The following is a 19,420-nucleotide window of genomic DNA, read 5'->3' as shown; positions in this document are numbered from 1 at the left end:
CAGCTGTTCCCACATAAAAACAGCTGTGTATATTCAGTTTACTAAAGTTTGATTATGCCTATTTAAGCAATGAAACAACCTCTTGCAACTTAGTCACAATAAAGTCTGCATATGCCTGCCTATTATGTTCGCTCGACAGGTATTCCAGTTCTTCAGAGCCAAGATTTTTAAAATTGATTTTCGGTTCGGCATAGAAAGCCACTGGCATGTTGCTCCAAACTTCAGAATTTAGCTCGACTGATGCATCCTCAACAACTCGCCTGATACGCTTATACTCATCTGAACCTTCGGCATCAGGGCAATAAACGCCAAAATATATGTGGTGATCTTGTTCAACTAGAAGATATGTATCGTCATAGCCTTCTAGTTGAGTCTCAACATTTAAATATTTTGAACCACGCCTATTGTTAACATATGCTCTAACAGCCTCCTCGGGATCATCTTTGTTACAGATAGAATCACCAATTAAAGAACCGAATTTATTTCTAACCTCCTCAGAAATCCGCTTCCAAATATCTAACTGATAATCAACTAAGACTTCGTTGTAAGCCTCTAGCAAATTAGGAATAGCAGCTAAGTTGCTACCAGTTTTCAATAATTGCTTTAACTCTTCCATGTGTTCTTTATTCTCAAGTTTATGGGTTAATTTAGAAATAATGTCAGCATATTGAATTAGTGCTTCCCGTAACGGAGCATCTGTAGCTGAAAGCTCTATGTAGCGATTTATCAGCTCGTGAATATGTTCGTCATAGCTCGCATGAATTAAGTGCTGTTTAATAAATTCAGGACTAAGGTTTACCGTGCTGTCATCACTAGGAGGATGCCCCATTAATGTGAGGTAGATGATTTTTATGTTGGTATAACCCTCTTTCTGCATCACCTCGTAGTAACGAGATAATTGCTCTTTTTGATCGCCTGCATAAATCTTATTTTCAACTATGACAGCAGTGTCACCAGATCGAATCAGAATATCAATGTTCTTATACTCAACATCAACCAACGCGTCAGCTGTAATACTCAAATCAAACTTATCCAAGAAAAGCCGAAGTAACTCACCACCATGTTGGTGCCCACCTTTAGGGTTGAGCAGATCCCCTAAAAAGCGAGAGTGCAATCGCACCTCATCAGATTCAGAGCGAAGCACTCGAAAGAGATTGTACTGTGGCTTTCTAAAGTACGTTTTCTCTAACAGCCTCACATGATTAAAAAACTGTTCATTGATCATTTTAACTAATCCCTGTTGTTTAAGCTTTTGATACTAAATTGCTTTGATAATACATAGGTGTAATAACATTTACAGCAACTGACTTCTCGTTAGTGCCTTAAAAACTTTCAAATAATTGCAATTTGGACAATCTCCCCCCCATCCCAACTAAAAAAAGTTCAGGCATTATTTTTGGTGTTGGCAGAGGCTTCTACCAACATAACTTTCAAATTGGAGATTCAAAATGAGTAAGAATAAAAGCCCAATGACTGCCGACGCTGCCCGTCGAATTCAAAGCGAAACAGCAAAGCAAAATGGTGGAAGAGTGCCTAAAGGTAGTTTTGCAGCAAGAGCTATCAGTGCAGCAGCAAGAAATGAAAATGCACTAAAGGGAGGTAAGTAACATGGCTAAGCATAACGATGATAACCATAGTGACCAGCTGAACCCTAATAACGATGCTTATTGGCAGAGTCGCGGCGAAGATGAACGCCCTGATGATTGGCAAGATCAGATCGAAGAGTAAATAAAGTAAATCAACACTGCCTGAGCATATTTTTACATCAGGCAGTTTTTGATGCCTACCCTATACTTCTTGCCAGTAATAGACGGTACTTTTCAAGATAAACAGGATAGCTAGAAAGAACAGTTTCAACGGTTGAGGTCACGTGTTCATTAGGCACTTGAGCCACAAACTCATTAAGCTTTATATCAAGCACCTTGGCTATTCTAAAATAGACGAGCATAGCATCGACATCATAATTACCATGGTAGGAAAAAGCAGCAGTAACAAAGCGCTCTAACTTTTCCATCGAGGGCATGTTCAGCCCGTTTTTCCAGTCTTTCAGCTGGTGGTATTGCTCATCGATAAGAGTCTCACCATGCTGAGATACTTGATCAACAGGAATAAATGAGGCTAATTTACGCCAACTAACATCATCCCGCTCATTAGAGATAAGCCTTTTTACCTCCAATAACATCGCCCCAAAACAAGTGTAGTCATCTCCATCACTGCTCAACGTTTCTGAAACTCTTTCATAGAGTGCTAAGTGGTTTTTAGTACTAAGACTAGCAAATCTCCTTTGATAAAAAGCCCCTAAAGCTGCCTCATAACAGGCAATAGCAGAGAGATAAAAATCAAATATCATATACCCTAAAGCGAGGCTGTAATCAGCAGGCAGTGTTTTTATATTCTCTAATTTGGCTCTCGAAAACTCTGAGTATCGTGTGAACGTTGCCAACTGTTCATTAGGAATAGAACTATACTGCTGCCAAAATGGCAGCTGTGCCAACCAAACACCACTGATATCGGTACTTTCCAACTCTCCCAACTTAATTTGAGTTTGCAGCTTTTTTCGCATCAAAATATCAGCTTCAGCTCGATGACTCATCCCCTTAAAAAAATCAGTAAACTCCCCATCATTCTTTGAACATTTTGTCCCCGCATACAGCGAAAGCCAATCCACAGCATTAGAGCCTAAGCGTAAGGCACGCCTATCTTTTCGTAGTTTAATGGGACTCAACAAGGTACTTGTCGGAATGGATAACTCAGAGCCAACTTTCACTAATTTGTTCACCGTAGGCTTACCCACCCCCTCAGTAACTAAACACGCCTTAGATGAACGGCTTATCTTAAAGTCTTTATCAAAATACTGCTCAAAGGCTGTAATTTGTTGCGACAGGTTTTTCGGTAACCCTAGAAGTTCGGCAACGGATGTTACCGAGGGTAAAAATAGGCTAGGGAAATCTGTTGCTGGAAATACGTATTTACCATCCTTGTTGGGTTTCATATCTATTCCTTTAGATTATTGGCTTTGCTACTAGAAAAGTTAAACGGTGTAGTGATAGGTAATCACTCTCAGATCATTATCATCGATGACCCATGGGCTTTTTATTACTTCAACACCACCAGATGGAGTTAGTTCATCAAGCTTAATAGAGTGAAGTACATATAAAATTGAGTTCCCTGCATTCGCTTTTGCATGTTCGATCTCGCTGCGCGTCACAATCACTTTATCCCCTTTGCTTTGTGTTCCCTTAACCTCAACAAAGTATGTGATGCCTAACCTTTTAAATTCTAAATCGAAGCTGCATGTTCTTGAGCGATCAGCTATAAATTCATAGTCTTGGGACTTAAAATACTCAACAGCTTTCCCCATCGAGTAATCTTCAATCGCTTTACGCTGCTCAGCAGACTGGTTGAACCCTTGTCCATCATCCCCACCAGCCTCTAAGGTATCCTTCTCGATTCTGTCAACTTGGCCATTAGATATCACATACTCTATCGCATCTTGTATCCAAGAATCGGCTTTCAACTGGCGTCGGTCATCATAAATATAAAACACATTAGACTGTCCTGGACGCCCTACTTTTCCTAAGTCTTGACCAGCTATTGGATAACCACGCTGACCCACTGCTAACAGCCGAGTATTACGAGTGCTGCACTCTAAATTAAAGCCTTTATCGCTCCGTTTATGTAATGCGCTAGGTTGCTGGAAATCACGATATACGCGACAATCAGTATACCAGCCAACAATACTCTGGTAGCCATCAGGGCTGCCTTTGGAAAAAAAGATAACCGTCACGCCATCAATATATTCAGCATTGGTTGGTGCACTGGGGTCAACTCGTCTTAAATTTACCCCTGCTGGTGAATCGTTAGCTAGCGTACTTTGGCAATAACCATAAGTTATCCCCTCCACATCACGGAAGTTATACTGCTCACCACCATCATTGGTGTCTGCATTATAAGTACCAGCGCCCTCAATATTGGCGTCGAGATCTGAGATACCATCGTAAAAATTCATGCTACCGATACGTGCAAAGAGTACTTTCATCATTCATTCCTTTGAGTTGTTTTTAAATTAAAAGCAGGAGCGCTATTCGCTTAAGATTCAAGTCTTGATTGCGCTAAAGCATCCTTGCTCATGGTTATCCTTTGTTATGTACTGTTGTTTTTATCTAGCTATTTTTAGCCTGTTATTTCTATCCAACTAAGTGCGCAGCCCATAGACTCTCGACACTTTCAACATAAGCAACAGCCTATTTTGTGACTATGCACTTAATGACGCTTTACCCAAGCTCATTAAAGACAGAGTTAGAAACCAGATTAGCGACCAAATTAAAGACCGAGGTAGAGAAAGCTACCAGCGGCTCTTTACGAATAGCTTATGAATAGAGCGCTCATAGCCTGCACTCTATTTGTGCTAGCTGTTATCGTTAATCGAGCTTGACCCGCACCTTGCCTGTGAGCAAGTCTTGCATTAGGGCTTTTTTGGTGTTTTTTAGTGATAGCAATTTTTTTTCTTTAAGCGTCATGTTCTTATCAAGTGATGTAATAAGGCTAGCAATTTTATTCTGTTCTTCTAAGGGTGGTTTTAATACGGGAAGCGCTGCAAGTATTGAGGTATTTAGGTTTAACATTGTTTGACCAACAGAGTTATTAATCAACCATTCAACCACATATTCCAAAGTTAAATATGCAGCAAAAAAACTCGAACTCATTGAGTCATTAAGCCTTGCCTTTAAGCAACCAGTACCACATATCGACCCTATATTTACGTCTTCAATCAAAGCAAATCGTCCGATATCACCTCTACGACTGAATAAAATATCACCCGATAAAACTCTATGCTTACTTAAAGATTCCGCTTTTTCCAAAGTGATTTGTGCTATGCCTTCGCTACTAACTCTATTTGACTTCATATTTTTGGGCATAACTACAGGTATGCCTTTTTCTACATATTCGTGTGCATGTAGCTGGCTACCAAATGGTCCTGTTTGCAAGCCTTTGTCTATTACTACATCTCTTAATGTAACAACCTCCCAGCTCTTGGGGATTCTGCCGACGGGTGAGTCTTTGAACTCGGTGTGTGGGATGTAACACTCACCATTGCCTGTGCCTTGCTTAGTGCCAACACCGTTCGTTAGCAGTGTTTGCATCATGGCGGTTTTGAGGTCTTTAAGCTTATTGATTTGCGCTTGGGTCTTTTCAATCACCTCATCCACTGACGTCAAAATCGCAGCAATCTTTTGCTGTTCAGGGAGTGGGGGAAATAATGCAATAATCGATTCAATTTGTTGATTGCTAATGTTTGGTTGAGCTCCACCAATTGCATCAATTAGAATTGATTGAACAAAACTGTCTTTCGCTGTTACTTGATGAATATAATCCATCGAAACATCATTAGACCCCTTAGCGAAGAATCTGCCTACTCGTTGATTTAAATATGAATAGTTATTTAAAGTATAACGACCTACTTTTCCTGTCGTTGCACCTGACATGGCTATTAAAATATCGCCATACTGAACTTTGAATCGACTAAGTGACGCATCTTCATTAGCAAAAATAGAACTATTTAGATTAATGCTTCCATCTTTTTTGATATTTGAAATACGGACAACAGGAATACCAACTTCGGTAAAAGCTTCACTTTTAAAAGCATTGCCACCTTGAATACCAACATACTTACCTAATTTGTTCTGTACCCACCCCTCTGGAATAGTATTACTCATAACCCAGCTCCTTCAGGTAGCCCTGCATCACTTGCTCAGCTGTCGCGACTTCAGCATCAAGCTGATGCAATGATACTTGGTACTTGTCCCACCAGCGTTCTAGCTGACCTAGCACTTTCTCACCCAGAGCAGGAGCCGCTGCTGGCGCACTCTTATTTTCCTCTAGGCTGCTTTCTACACATTTCTCAACGTGAGCGCGGATCTGTTCTTTGGTTTCGATTTCGGCTTTAAATGCGTAATAGCCATCACTAGCTTTATCAAACACAGCCGAGACATCGAAGCCTTTGAGGATCTCTTGTTGCATGTAATCGCTGTGTACTTCACGCACCGGAATGCCGCCGTGCAGTATGGCGCGTACATCGAAGATCTCTGCTGGTGGCGAGGTGTCGGCATAACGGCGAATGTTGAGGTTGTAATCGTTCTCGGCGATTTCAGATAGCTCAACTACTTTTGAGTAGCGTGATAGCTCAGTGTAGTTGTCAAAAGTCTCGACTATCTTAGCGATATCTTGTGAGCGCAGTTTGTTTTGGTTCTTGCCCTCTTCAAACTCAAGCTCACTGTTGATGAACAGCACTTTGCCTTTGCGCTGCTCTGGTTTCTGCTTATTGATGATTAGCAAACACGCAGGAATGCCTGTGCCATAGAATAAGCCTGATGGCAGACCGACAACCGCTTCAAGTAGATCATCTTGTAATATGCCTTGGCGAATTGCCTTCTCGCTAGAACCTCGGAATAATACCCCATGTGGCATGACAACGCCGACCATACCTTCGCTGTTGGTACTGGCTATCATGTGTTGCACAAAGGCTAAGTCACCCGCATCTTTTGGCGGAGTGCCATAAGGGAAGCGCCCAAAGCCGTCATTGTCGCACTCATCCTTGCCCCACTTTTTAAGCGAGAAAGGCGGGTTTGCGATAACGCGGTCAAAGTGCATCAGCTCACCACCTTGAGTGTGCTTAGGTTCGCGCAGGGTATCGCCCTTACGAATATCGGCACTGTGCACCCCATGCAGGAACATGTTCATCTTACAGATTGCCCATGTGTTCAGGTTCATCTCTTGCCCAAACAGTGACAAGTTAGCCGCGTTCTCACCATGGCTAGCAAGGTAGTTACGGGTTTGCACTAGCATACCACCCGAACCTGAGGTTGGGTCGTAAATACGCATACCCGCGTGTGGCTTAAGCAGTGCCACCAGCAGCTGTACCACTTCAGATGGGGTATAGAACTCACCGCCTTTTTTACCCGCGCTATCGGCAAACATCTTAATCAGGTATTCATAGGCCGTACCCAGCATATCTGGGCGCTCAAAGTCGGCATTACGTAAACGGTGTTTATTAAAGTGCGATAATAGGTCTTGTAGCTTCTTATCTGACAGCTTGTTTTTAATGTTGAAGTCGATAGTGACTAACACACCTTCAAGGCTTGAGTTGTGCTCTTCAATCACTTCAGCGGCGGTATTTAGCGCCTCACCAATGTTGTGCTTTAAGTCTTTTAGCGCAGACCAACGGGCGTTAGCAGGCATGAAGAAAGTATTGTCGTACTCATCTTCATCTTCACTAAGTTCTTCGGCTTGTTCTAGTGACTTACCTTTATCGAGGTAATACTGCACTACCTTTTCACGCTCTTCATCGAACGCATCAGACAGACGCTTTAGGAACATCATGCCGAAGATGTAGTCTTTAAATTCAGACGCATCCATATTGCCACGCAAGATATCAGCGGTTTCCCACAAGAAAGATTCAAGCGTTTGAAGAGTGAGTTTGTTAGTCATTGAGCTGCCTTAACATAGAACCATAAGCCTGCATGGGTTAGGTACGTTTACTTACCCCATGCTTAAACTGTGTATTGCGGGAGATTCTACGGTGTTGTTGCTGGTGGAGCAATCAAGGAGTGTGAGATGTGTGGCTTAGATTTAGACAGCCATAACCATGAGCATTCATAAGTTCTACAAATACTCACAGCCTTTATCAGTATGGCCTTACTTAGGCCTGTTTTAGAGGCACTACATTCTCTATAGGGTTTAGCATTAACTCTAACTTTTCACACCACATATTTAATGCTGCTGTTTTTTCAGGAAGATATTGGCTGCGATTATAGATAGCCATAACACCTCCTAATGTATGGCCTAGTAGTTGTTCAACCACATGGGGCATCACGCTCAAATCGTTTAACCGAGTCGCTAAGGTTCTACGCAGATCATGAAGTGTCCATGCTTCATTGTGCTTGAGTTTCTTCCAAATCGTACTCCCAGTTGAGCTTACTGCCTCAGTGGATTTCATCTCCCCAAGCAAGAGTCCATCATTTGCCTGTTTTGATTTCAAGCTTTCTATCAAAGGAAGAATGTCATCAGGTATTGGCCTAACAATTTTATCCGATGTTTTACTATTCTCTTTAGGAACAGTCCAAAGCTGCTGCTCAAGATCCCACTCATAACACTTTGATAACCGCACTTCTTGCGTACGAGCACCAAAGACAATCAATATCTTTAGCAAACTCCGATAATAAGGCAATATCCTTGATGAGTGAGCAAAGCACCAAACATCTGCGAGCTCTATATTAGTTAGCACCCTGTCTTTCTTATTCTGTTTTTTGCCAACATCTTTAATTGTTAAATCATCTAACTCTCTGCTGGAGGCATATCGATGTACACGACAAAATCTCAACGCTTGTTTAGCATTTTGTAAGATGTAACCTGCAGCAACGGGGGCAGGTCTCTGCTTTCCCGTCACCCCTTTACGCACACGATCGAAACACTCGACCCAATGTCGAGTCTCTGTTTGCTCAAGTGGTAAATGTCCAATATAAGGGTAAAGGTGTCTTTCAAATTGAGCGCGGTGCTTTGCAGCATTAGTTCGATTATCTTCGGCATATTCAACTAACCAATACTCCAAAGCTTCTTTAACCGTAACAGGCTTCAAAGTTGCACTACGTTCAAGCTCCCTCTTTAACTTAGGGTCATGACCTTCTGCATGCCATTCTCGACACTGCTTAGCTGCCGCTCGCGCCTTTTGAATCGATAGTTCAGGGTAATCACCTAAATCAATTCGCTTGTTCTTCCCTTCAACCTTGTAACGAAACTGCCACCTTAGATTGCCTTGAAGAGAAACCCTCACACCAAGACCATCACCATCCGAGAAGGTAGTTGTTTTTTCCTGAGGCTTATTGAGTAGTGCTTTTAGTTTTTTATCATACAGCTTTGCCATGGTTCTCCTCGTGGGGTACATACAGCTTTTCATGTACCCCCATATGTACCCCGAGTTAACCATAAAAATGAATACAAACCAATACAAGTAAATACAAAAATATCATTTCATATATATTTAAACGCTAAATATCAACAACTTAATCAAACAATCCAATACAAACAAAATCAGATAAATACAAGTAAAAAACAAGTCTTTAATAATACGGCATGAACTAAGACTAACCGTCTAAGTGATTGTAAGAGAACGGGCTTTCCAGCAATGGAAAGCCCGTTTTGTTTTATGGGCTACGCACGAATTATTTCACAACTATATCACTCAAAATCCTTCAATCGCTGCGCCCGCCCCTTTAAGCCATCGAAAATTGAATCCCTAATATGTGATGGAAAGTCTTCTGGTAGCTGAGCCCAAACCTTTTCAATTACCTCATCGACTCTATCTTCTATTTCTATCAAGATGGCAGCCATGACATCAGTATCAAAACCGACAGCCTTTGCCGTTTGAATAAAATGCCTCGGAAAAATCTGTGCTATCGAATACTTCTTACCTTTACTGGCCTTAAGCCCCATAGCAAGCTTAGCATCTCGAATATTGAGTCCCTTACCACCTATCACTGGATACATGGATATGATGTCGTAAAAGGGCGTTAACCGGTAACCACCGCCAGCATCAATAAATAACGAGAAGTTTTTAGCATGACCATCTGTCGCGGCTAGCAACCAAAATAAGACCTGAGATTTCATAAAATCAAGCCTATCCTGATCTGCATTGGTAGAGCCCACTAGATAAGGCATGATCTGTTCAATACCGGGACCACCATGGTTTTCATATTTTTTAGCGGGCGGGACATTTAATGTCTGGCAAAAATCCTCTTGCGGTAAGCGCATAATCCATTGGCCATCACTTGATAACTTACGGTCAAACCTGTCCACTGCAAGTGCCTTTATATCGCCCACTTTGATTATTGAGCAGTGTGGAACTGCTAAGCCAAACTCCCTGACTATCATCATGCAAAGGAATTCGTTTTCAACGCTATCAGACATATCAATCCGATATGAATGGCTCTGTATGTCACCAATAGGCAATTTAATAATATGCGTTGTGGGTGTTGCTTTTATAGGGAGTTTCCACTGGCCATCCAGATTAAGTAAGGCTGTCTTTTCCTGCGCGCCCGCAATGGAGATCCGAAAATCATCTTCATCATTTAACATGCCCAATGGAATGTCTGACTGGTAACCTTTTAGTACCTTTTCCAATGCCTCATCAGATAAAGGTTTGGCTTCAATCTTTTTTACTTCAAAAGGTGCTTGCCCATGCGGTACTAGCTGCAATGCACCAACACTGTCTTGGCCGACTTTACTCAGTAGATCGAATGCTTGTGTCGATTGAGCATTGTGACGAGCAACAATCCGGTTTCTCACTTCAATATTGTCAGGTAATAGGTTATCAAAGAAGTTATACACTTCATCGCCTTTGTACACTTGCTTTCGAAGTGGCATAGATAAGGAGATTGGACGACTACCTTGTGTATCTAACCACTGCGGTGCGTACTCAAACAAGTGGGAACCTGTTGTCGACTTGGTGAGCTCCCCCACCAGATAGCCATTCATATAAATATCGAGTACAGCCATTACCACTCCTCCTTCCACTCTTGGTTTTGAGCAGTGGCAGTGGCTTGAGCTTGATGATCATCAAGAGGCTTATCTTTCACATTAGAATGGGCCAGCTCGGGATTTCTAACCTTGATATCTAACTCAAGATTAAGTGCAGATAAGATCTTAAACAGCGTTTCTAATTTCGTAGAGTCAGGGCTTTGCTCAAAGCTTGAGACTGTATCCTGACGAATACCAACCTTATTGCCCACTTTGCTTTGCGATAGCTTCATGTTCAATCGCGCATCTTTTAAATACGCACTAAGCTGTTTTGAGTTTGTCACCTTCATTATTAGTCCACCTATAAAATCAATTTCCACCCTAACTTTACACGCTAAAGCAGGTAAATCAAGATTTACACGCTAAAACAGGTAAAACCTACTTTACCTGCTACAACCGTTAAATTCAATTCACACGCTATAGCGGATAAAAGTGGAAGAATTACAAAACAAACTACAAAGCCACACTTTTATGCGCATAAAAGTGTTACAGACCAAAGTTATCGGAGGCTATTCCACTTTTCTGTCATCTGGTTATCTATGGTTGTCAGTAATTGATTAGGGATACCAAGATTTTTTGCTTCTTGGGTAAAGCTTCTGCTCTGCTGATAAATCTCTTCTAGCATCTCTCGTAATGGTTTATCACTTGAGTAACCTGCTTGACCAGCCAGTATATTAAGTGCTTGCTTTGGCGAACTGCCATTGCCATTAAACGATGTCATATGCTGTTTGTATGGCGAGGGGCTGTATACAATGTCGTAAAACGGTGATAGCCGCCACTGATCATTATCGTCAGCTAAAAAGGCAAAGTTTTTAGCATGATCATCTTGGTTTACGGTAATGAAATTGAACAAGGCACGTTTAACTAGCTTTCTCGCCTCCCCAACACCACACAGCATTCTAGTGGCCTTAACGAGATCAACATAATCAAGTGAAGGCTCCCTGAAGGACGCATCCAGTAAACCACAAGCCGAGATCATGTGTCGCTTGCCATGAGGAGTACAATCGAATCGGGTTTGCTGTAACCACATTCGCCCTGCACTCGCTTCAATCAATTCAAATTTAGGCGTTTCAATACCCAAATTACTGGCCATCTGCATGTAGGCGTATTCCACCAAGCTTTCAGAATGCTTTAAGTCGAATTTTTCAGAGGTTAATTTAACAATTAGTTTTTCACCAGTGGCATTAGCATGTGTCGAAAATTGGCCATCACTGGTTTTTGTTACATTCAATTTAGGCCGCGCACCACCAGATCCCGCCGCATTCATAAGCTGTTCAATTAACTTTGATTCAGTTCCTTCAAACTCTTTCACCGCCTCTTGACCTAGAGTTACTAACTCAACATCTCTTGAATCGGCTTCAAGTAGATGCATCTCAGGCTCATAGGACAAGGCACCAAGGCATTGGTCGCCAATATATGCCAGTCGCTCTAACGCTGTGATAAGTTGTGGGTTGTAGCCATTTTGCCTAAATACTCTGTCCATAAGGTGCAATCCCCAACCATCTGGCAGACTGTCACCGAACACACCATGGATACCATAATGTGGCTGCTTGGGTGCTTTTTGTAGTGTGAGATCGGCCTTAATATTAAATGGAGCAATTGAAGTAGGATGTTGAGCTAAATAGGTTTCATCGAACTGAAAGTATGTGCCCGCTCTATTTTCTGCCAATGTGCCAATATGCGCCTTTGAGCCATCAGAAAATGTTCTGTTTACTCTAAGTGGAGTCTCAAGCATTTTTTAGTACCTCTTCAATGCTGGTAGGCTGCTCATTATCAGTCTTAGTTAATGTTCGGACTTTGCTTAAATTACCAACAGCTTCATAAAGCATCAAAAACTGCCTTAGTGAAATATTCCCTGTGGTTTCAAACTTTCTAATGGTTCCATAAGGTACGCCAGAGCGGGTCGATAACTCTTCCACCGACAACTTATTTAGTTTGCGAGATTGACTTATAAAGTCACGCAACTCCATTTGAACATCAAAAGCGGTATATAGATTCAACATACAGACACCTGTTACTATAGTGACAAAATAAATCACAAAAAGACAAATATTGTTACTATAGTAGCAATATTAGAGAGGTTTGTAATGTTTTATCCGAGATATTCACCGCGCACATAACGCATTCAGTGCTATATGTTGGGCTCTTTTTTGAAGTAACAATTTGGAGTCGATGTGCCAAACACCCTATGATGTCTAAACCTGTTATTTGGAGCTCACATATGAACAAGCTTAACGCCGTACTCTTGCTACTTTTTCCCTTGCTGCTTTCCCACTTGCAGGTATCGGCTAACTCATCGGCTGTGCATTATCCGAACTTGCCAGAACCCGTTGCTAACAATGCAGTGGCTTTGGCAACCAGTGATGGCGAGGATTATCTGTTTAGCTTTATGGGACTGGACTCAGAGAAAGACCATCAAGGAGTTCATAATAGGGCATGGCGGCTTAAGCTTAATGAGCCAAAAGCTCAGTGGCAGGCAATCACAAATGTGCCTCATATTGAGCAGTTACCAGGAAGGTTGGCAAGCATGGCGGTTGGCATCAAAGACAGGGTCTATATCTTTGGTGGCTATACGGTGTCAAAAGATCATCAAGAGATATCCACATCAGACAACTACCTATATTCACTTAAAAATAATAGCTACTCTCGAATTAGCGACATGCCTGTTGCCGTTGATGATACCGCAGCGTTTAGCTATCAAGACAGGTATATCTATCTGTTTGGTGGCTGGCACCAACATGGCAATGTCAATTTAGTTCAGGTCTATGACACCCAAACTAATATTTGGTCCCAAGCAACCCCTATCCCAGCTCCAGCCGTATTTGGTCAGGCCGTTGCTGCAGTGGGGCAAGAGCTTGTTCTATGCGATGGGGTGTCAGTTCAAGCCAGAGAAAATCAAGCTCGAACATTTACCGCCTCTGCCATCTGTCTCTATGGAAAAATAAAAGCGGATGACCACCTAAAAATAGACTGGCAAGCCCTGCCCCACTATTCATTGAGCTCATCGCTTCAAGAAACCAGCAAAGCTCAGCCTCCTGTAGCCCACTATCGTATGGCAGCTACTGGAGACAGCAAGAACCAACAGCTGATCTTTATGGCCGGCAGCGACAATCCATACAACTACAACGGTATTGGCTATAACAGCCAGCCAAGCGAGCCCTCAAATAAGCTTTACCGCTTTGATCTCAAAAACCATAGCTGGCTACCCATCATAGAGGCCAAACAGAAAAGTATGGATCATCGAGGGCTTATTCTTTATCAAGGAGATCTATTAAGAGTGGGCGGAATGCTGGAGAAGCAGCTTGTTTCAGACAGAGTGCTAATCACCCCAATTAATGATCTAGCGCAATGAAAATGTGATTACCTTAGTGTTTTAGTCGGGAATAGATTGCACAGCTTTAATACTGCCAATATGATGCACTAAACATGCAAATATAAAGCAGCTTTTGGAGTTTCTATGAGCCTCACTACTCAATCCGATGTTTCTCTCTCTGAGCAGGGCGTAGGGCAACTTGTCGCTAAAGATTTTCGCTATGCTCACATCTTCAGCCAATTTGGTATCGATTTCTGTTGTGGTGGTGGCCGCTCATTAGCCAGTGCCTGCAATAAAGCTAATGTTGAGCTATCTGAAGTGATAAGTGAGTTAAAAAAGCTAGAGCGAACAGGTCAAAAAGAGGATGCACTCAACCAACTCCCCCTTGCAGAACTGATCGATTATATCGAAGCTAAACATCATAGTTACGTACGAGAAAAGTCACCGCTGCTCATTGAGTACAGCCAAAAAATGGTGCGCGCACATGGCGAGCACTATGCCGAGATAAAACCCTTAGCGGGCTGGATAAGAGCTTTAGTTGATGATCTCACACCTCATTTGATGAAAGAGGAGCAGATCTTATTTCCTGCTATTCGAGCTATGGGTAGCGGTGAAACGGTAAATGCTTGCTTTGGCCATATAGGAAATCCTATTAATGCGATGCAACATGAACATGATGATGCGGCAAGAATACTTGAGAAGTTACATGAGCTAACTAATGACTTTCAGCCACCTGAGCATGCCTGCACCACTTGGCGAGTCTGTTATGCCACATTGGCAGAGTTCGAAGCAGACTTAAAACAGCATATCCACCTTGAGAATAATATCCTCTTCCCAAAAGCATTGGCGTTAGCAAACTAATCGCTTAGATATTAACGCAAAATATAGGACCGGTGATCGCCGGTCTTTTTATAGCTAAACTGCCTTTCACTGTCTCTCTTTATAAAAGTACACACAGATCTCAAAGACAAGAATAGAAAACGAGATGACAAACTAGCGCCCTATTTTGTAAATCTCGAAAAAAAGTGTCAAAAAAACGCCATTAATAGCCAAACTCTAAATTAACAAAAAATAAACATATAACTCTGCCCGACACAAATAAACAGAGTTATAAACCAATAAAATCCCACCTTTCAGTTTTACCAACTTTGTGCTTATTTTTCCTGCGTCAAAAAATAAATTTTAGTTAAACCAACAAGTTGATAGCCAAAGTTGCATGCGTTAACATTTCAAGATCTATGCTTGCCCTTGTTGTAAACCTTCATTTATCTGTTTTTACAAGGCAACAACTTTAACACTCAATTGCTTGGAGTTTTCGAATGGAATCACTAATTACGACACAAAATGGACAGGTTAGACTTGTTGCAGGAAAGGTCACGATAACATTAGATGGCATTACCAAAACGATCTCTTCAGGCGAGCAAGTACCCGCTTCTGCAACCCTGTTTATTGAAGAGGGCGCGCAAATAGAGATAGCCTATGACGATGGCTCTTTTTATTCCAATACAGAAGTAGCAGATTCCCTAGTAAACACTGAAGCTCTCGATGAAATTGAGGCGCTTCAAGCGCTAATTGCATCAGGCGATGATCCAACCTTAGATCTACCAGAAACCGCAGCAGGCGGAGCGAATGGTAATGAAGGTGGTTCAGGCTTTATCTCTGTCACTCGAAGCGGCGATGAAACTTTAGCGACTTCAGGTTTTAACTCAGATGGAGCATTTCAGTCTGAATTTTCAATCCAAGATACAAATGATGAAAACCTGACCGACACTCCATCTGCTTTAGTTAATGACACAAGCAGCATAGATGAAGACGGCGTAGCAACTGGAAACGTATTAACAAACGATATAGACAGTGACACGAATCTAAGTGTCGTCAGTTTTCAAATTGAAGAGATTAGTTACGATGCCGGATCACTTATCGAAGTGGAAGGCGGCACCATAGTTATCAATGAAGATGGCTCTTATATCTTCACCCCAAATGACAACTGGAACGGTGAAGTTCCTGTTATTACTTACACCACTAATACTGGTGCTACGGCGACATTAACGATAATAGTTAACGCAGTCGATGACCCAAGCATAGTAGTCAATGACAGCAATACTGTCGATGAAGATACGGTCGCCACGGGTAATGTGCTAGATAACGACTCAGATATCGACAATGACCTCACTGTAGTTAGCTTTGAAGTTGATGGCGAAACTTACACGGCAGGAACCACTGTTGAGTTAGAGGGCGGCTCAATTGTCATTAATGAAGATGGCTCTTACACCTTCACCCCAAATAACAACTGGAACGGTGAAGTTCCTGTTATCACCTACACCACTAACACAGGTGAAAGTGCGACTCTGACTTTAGAGGTTGCCCCAGTCGATGACCCAAGTATAGTGACCAATGACAGCAACACTGTCGATGAAGACACTGTGGCCACGGGTAACGTGCTTGATAACGATTCAGATATCGACAGCGAGCTGTCTGTTATCAGCTTTGAAGTCGATGGTGAAACTTATACTGCAGGAACCACTGTAGAGTTAGAGGGTGGCTCAATTGTCATTAATGAAGATGGCGCTTATACCTTCACTCCAAATGACGACTGGAATGGTGAAGTTCCTGTTATCACCTACACCACTAACACAGGCTCTAGTGCCACATTAACCATTGCAGTTAATGCCGTTGATGACCCAAGCATAGTTAACAATGACAGCAATACTGTCGATGAAGATACGGTCGCCACGGGTAATGTGCTAGATAACGACTCTGATATCGACAATGACCTCACTGTGGTTAGCTTTGAAGTCGATGGCGAAACTTACACGGCAGGAACCACAGTTGAGTTAGAGGGTGGCTCAATTGTCATTAATGAAGATGGCGCTTATACCTTCACTCCAAATGACAACTGGAACGGTGAAGTTCCTGTTATCACCTACACCACTAACACAGGTGAAAGTGCGACTCTGACTTTAGAGGTTACCCCTGTCATAGATGGTGCCCCACAAGTAACCATTACCACTGACACTAATAATGATGCCTTCATTAGTAACCAAGAACTCAACGATTCAAATGATATAGCTGTAACTATTGGGCTTGAAGATACTGGAGCAAACTCTGGCGACACTCTCAATGTAAATGGTGTAGAGATCATTCTCTCTGAAACCGACATTGAAAACGGCTACGTTAATTTAACCCTACCAAACCCAGGCGAAGGCCAAGAGATCACGGTTACAGCGACAATCACAGACCCAGCAGGAAACACCTCAGCACCAGGTTCTGATTCTGCTGTTATTGATACGCTGGCAGAAGCAAGCATCGATCTCAATCAAATCATCATTGGCACAGACAACATCATCAATAGTGATGAAGCCAGTGGCAGTGTAACCCTAAGCGGTACTGTTGGTGGAGATGCCCAAGTTGGCGATACCGTAACGCTCACCTTAGATGGCAGTACCATCATTACCACTACTGTCATTGTTCTAGGTGATGGCGTACTTGGATTTAATACTGTTGTCGATGCAAGTACTCTGGTAGAGGGTGAAACAACAACGATTACAGCCACTGTTACCACCACAGATGCGGCAGGAAATAGCAGCACTGCAAGTGACAATGAGAGCTACAGTGTTGATACTTCAGTTGTTGATGCACCTATTGTCACTATTCTGAACGATATTAATAATGATGAACTTCTCTCTAGAGCTGAGCTTACACAAACAGACTGGCATGATCGCGGTGAAATCAAGATATCGATAGAAATTGATGGTGAAAAATTTGAAGCTGGCGGTATTGTCACGATTGCAATTGAGAATGGTGATATAACTAAGGACATTGAGTTACAACTGGTCAATGGTGAGCTGCAATTCAGCGATGGTAGCCCTGCCACAGGTTTTGAATATGAGAATGGTACTATTTCATTTTCAGAATACAGACCAACTCATGACGAATCTATCACAGTTACAGCCACTCAGACTGATGCTGTAGGTAACACATCCAGTGAACATAGTGATACTGCAACAGTAGATATAACCCTACCGACAATAAATATTGATCTGTCTGCCATTACTATCGGCGATGACAACATTATTAATAGTGATGAAGCCAGTGGCAGTGTAACCCTAAGTGGGACAGTAGATGGTGACGTTCAGATTGGAGACACTGTCACATTAAGCTTAGATGGAAACATTATTGCAACTGTGCAAGTCATCGACCTAGGTGACGGAGTGCTAGGTTTTACAACTAGCATAGATGCAAGCCTATTAACAACAGCTAGTAGCACAAATATCACAGCCTCTATCACAGTAATAGATAGCGCAGGTAACAGTAATACAGCAACAGACAGTGAGAGCTACAGCGTTGATCTCTCTGTAGTTGATGCACCAGTTGTTACCATTGAAAGTGATGTTAACAACGATGAGTTACTTTCTAAATCTGAACTCTGGGGACATGATGGAGTAGAAGTTTCAATCGCTATTGATGGCGATAAGTTCGAATCTGGTGGTCTAGTTACCATCAATATTGCAAATGGTAACAGCACAAGAACCGTTGAACTAGAGCTTGTAAATGGAAAATTACAATTCACCGACGGCAGCCCTGCGAATGATTACACCTACGATAATGGCGTTATCTATCTGTTAGAGAGCAAGCCCGCCGATGATGAAACAATAACAGTTACCGCCACCCAAACAGATGTAGCAGGTAATGCATCTAACCAGGGCAGTGATACTGCAACAGTTGATACCAGCCTTCCGCTTATCGATATCGACATGATCACAGGTGACAACAAAGTTACTGATAGTGAAGACGACAGCGTAACCATCAGCGGAACAACCACAGCTGAAACCAATCAAATCGTAACCGTCACTATTGTCGACGCAAACAGCCTCACTATCTTCACAGGTACCGCCACAGTATTAGCTGATGGCAGTTGGAGTATTACAGGCATCGACATGAGTGCTTACCCCGATGAAGCAGGTTACACAGTAACGGCTAATGTCTCTGATCTGGCTGGTAACCCCGCTATTGAGGCAACAGAGCCATTCACCACAGAAGACACTACAGCACCTATCGCTAATGATGATGCGGCAAATATTAATGAGGATGCCACTCTATCCGTAACAGCAGCTAATGGCGTATTAAAGAACGACACAGATCTAGTCAGTAACACACTAAATGTCACTGCGTTTCGTACAGGAACTGAAGATGGCTCAGGCAACATAGGAACTGTTGGCAGCACCCTAGAAGGAACCTACGGCACTCTGACCCTCAATACTGACGGCAGTTACAGCTACACAGCCGATCAAGCTGCTGCGAATGCATTAGTTGAAGGACAAGTCGTTACTGAGACCTTCACTTATACAATGAGTGATGGCAACGGCAATACTGATACAGCAGAGCTTGTCATCACCATCACCGGCACGAACGATGCGCCTCAAGTCAGCGCGGCTATCCGCGAAGTCACCAATGAAGATGAAGCTCCATTCACCATCGATCTGCTTACTAACAGCAGCGATGTTGACACCACCGATAACCTCAGTGTCAGCGACG

Annotated in this window: 14 protein-coding genes; 4 read left to right on the top strand and 10 right to left on the bottom strand. The window is 42.5% G+C overall.

The features are described from left to right. Positions 1-58 precede the first annotated feature (58 nt). Positions 59-1,225: a PDDEXK-like family protein gene (locus tag K0625_RS23440; RefSeq protein ID WP_220111806.1), complete on the bottom strand. Its 1,167-nt coding sequence runs from the start codon at positions 1,223-1,225 to the stop codon at positions 59-61. A gap of 223 nt (positions 1,226-1,448) precedes the next feature. Here K0625_RS23440 and K0625_RS23435 point away from each other — a divergent pair, with 223 nt between their 5' ends. Beyond that, a complete protein-coding gene (locus K0625_RS23435; RefSeq protein ID WP_220111805.1) occupies positions 1,449-1,607 on the top strand; it encodes a hypothetical protein in 159 nt (52 codons plus the stop codon). Between the two features lie 176 nt (positions 1,608-1,783). Here K0625_RS23435 and K0625_RS23430 read toward each other — a convergent pair whose 3' ends face one another. The 9 genes from K0625_RS23430 to K0625_RS23390 all read right to left on the bottom strand — a co-directional run bounded on the left by K0625_RS23430 (position 1,784) and on the right by K0625_RS23390 (position 12,575). Next, positions 1,784-2,992, bottom strand: a complete 1,209-nt coding sequence (locus tag K0625_RS23430; RefSeq protein ID WP_220111804.1) for a hypothetical protein — start codon at positions 2,990-2,992, stop codon at positions 1,784-1,786. A gap of 39 nt (positions 2,993-3,031) precedes the next feature. Continuing rightward, positions 3,032-4,042, bottom strand: coding sequence for a protein NO VEIN domain-containing protein (locus K0625_RS23425; RefSeq protein WP_220111803.1), 1,011 nt, complete (start codon positions 4,040-4,042; stop codon positions 3,032-3,034). A gap of 379 nt (positions 4,043-4,421) precedes the next feature. Beyond that, complete coding sequence (locus K0625_RS23420) at positions 4,422-5,717, bottom strand: restriction endonuclease subunit S (protein ID WP_220111802.1); 1,296 nt, start codon at positions 5,715-5,717, stop codon at positions 4,422-4,424. After that, positions 5,710-7,488 carry a type I restriction-modification system subunit M gene (locus K0625_RS23415; RefSeq protein ID WP_220111801.1) on the bottom strand — a complete coding sequence of 593 codons (1,779 nt, stop codon included), beginning with the start codon at positions 7,486-7,488 and terminating at the stop codon, positions 5,710-5,712. The genes K0625_RS23420 and K0625_RS23415 overlap by 8 nt, the downstream gene beginning before the upstream one ends. Positions 7,489-7,699: 211 nt before the next feature. Continuing rightward, positions 7,700-8,920 carry a tyrosine-type recombinase/integrase gene (locus tag K0625_RS23410; RefSeq protein ID WP_220111800.1) on the bottom strand — a complete coding sequence of 407 codons (1,221 nt, stop codon included), beginning with the start codon at positions 8,918-8,920 and terminating at the stop codon, positions 7,700-7,702. A gap of 314 nt (positions 8,921-9,234) precedes the next feature. Then, entirely contained in the window at positions 9,235-10,551 is a 1,317-nt protein-coding gene (locus K0625_RS23405; RefSeq protein ID WP_220111799.1) for a type II toxin-antitoxin system HipA family toxin, read from the bottom strand. Beyond that, positions 10,551-10,862 (bottom strand): helix-turn-helix domain-containing protein, encoded by a 312-nt coding sequence (locus K0625_RS23400; protein WP_064792329.1) that lies wholly within the window; start codon positions 10,860-10,862, stop codon positions 10,551-10,553. The genes K0625_RS23405 and K0625_RS23400 overlap by 1 nt, the downstream gene beginning before the upstream one ends. Positions 10,863-11,071: 209 nt before the next feature. Then, complete coding sequence (locus K0625_RS23395; RefSeq protein ID WP_220111798.1) at positions 11,072-12,307, bottom strand: type II toxin-antitoxin system HipA family toxin; 1,236 nt, start codon at positions 12,305-12,307, stop codon at positions 11,072-11,074. Continuing rightward, positions 12,300-12,575, bottom strand: coding sequence for a DNA-binding protein (locus tag K0625_RS23390; protein WP_012323141.1), 276 nt, complete (start codon positions 12,573-12,575; stop codon positions 12,300-12,302). The genes K0625_RS23395 and K0625_RS23390 overlap by 8 nt, the downstream gene beginning before the upstream one ends. A 218-nt stretch (positions 12,576-12,793) precedes the next feature. Between K0625_RS23390 and K0625_RS23385 the strand changes: the two genes are divergently transcribed. The 3 genes from K0625_RS23385 to K0625_RS23375 all read left to right on the top strand — a co-directional run. Next, on the top strand, positions 12,794-13,924 hold the full coding sequence (locus K0625_RS23385) for a Kelch repeat-containing protein (protein ID WP_220111797.1): 1,131 nt from the start codon (positions 12,794-12,796) through the stop codon (positions 13,922-13,924). Positions 13,925-14,029: 105 nt separating this feature from the next. Beyond that, positions 14,030-14,746: an iron-sulfur cluster repair di-iron protein gene (ric, locus tag K0625_RS23380; protein ID WP_220111796.1), complete on the top strand. Its 717-nt coding sequence runs from the start codon at positions 14,030-14,032 to the stop codon at positions 14,744-14,746. 458 nt (positions 14,747-15,204) lie between these two features. Next, positions 15,205-19,420 (top strand): retention module-containing protein (locus K0625_RS23375; RefSeq protein ID WP_220111795.1); only part of this gene is annotated, 4,216 nt, incomplete at its 3' end.

Source organism: Shewanella nanhaiensis (genome assembly GCF_019457885.1).
Lineage (GTDB): Bacteria > Pseudomonadota > Gammaproteobacteria > Enterobacterales > Shewanellaceae > Shewanella > Shewanella nanhaiensis.
Note: the sequence above shows the minus strand (reverse complement) of the source record. Positions and strands in the feature narration are given on the sequence as shown.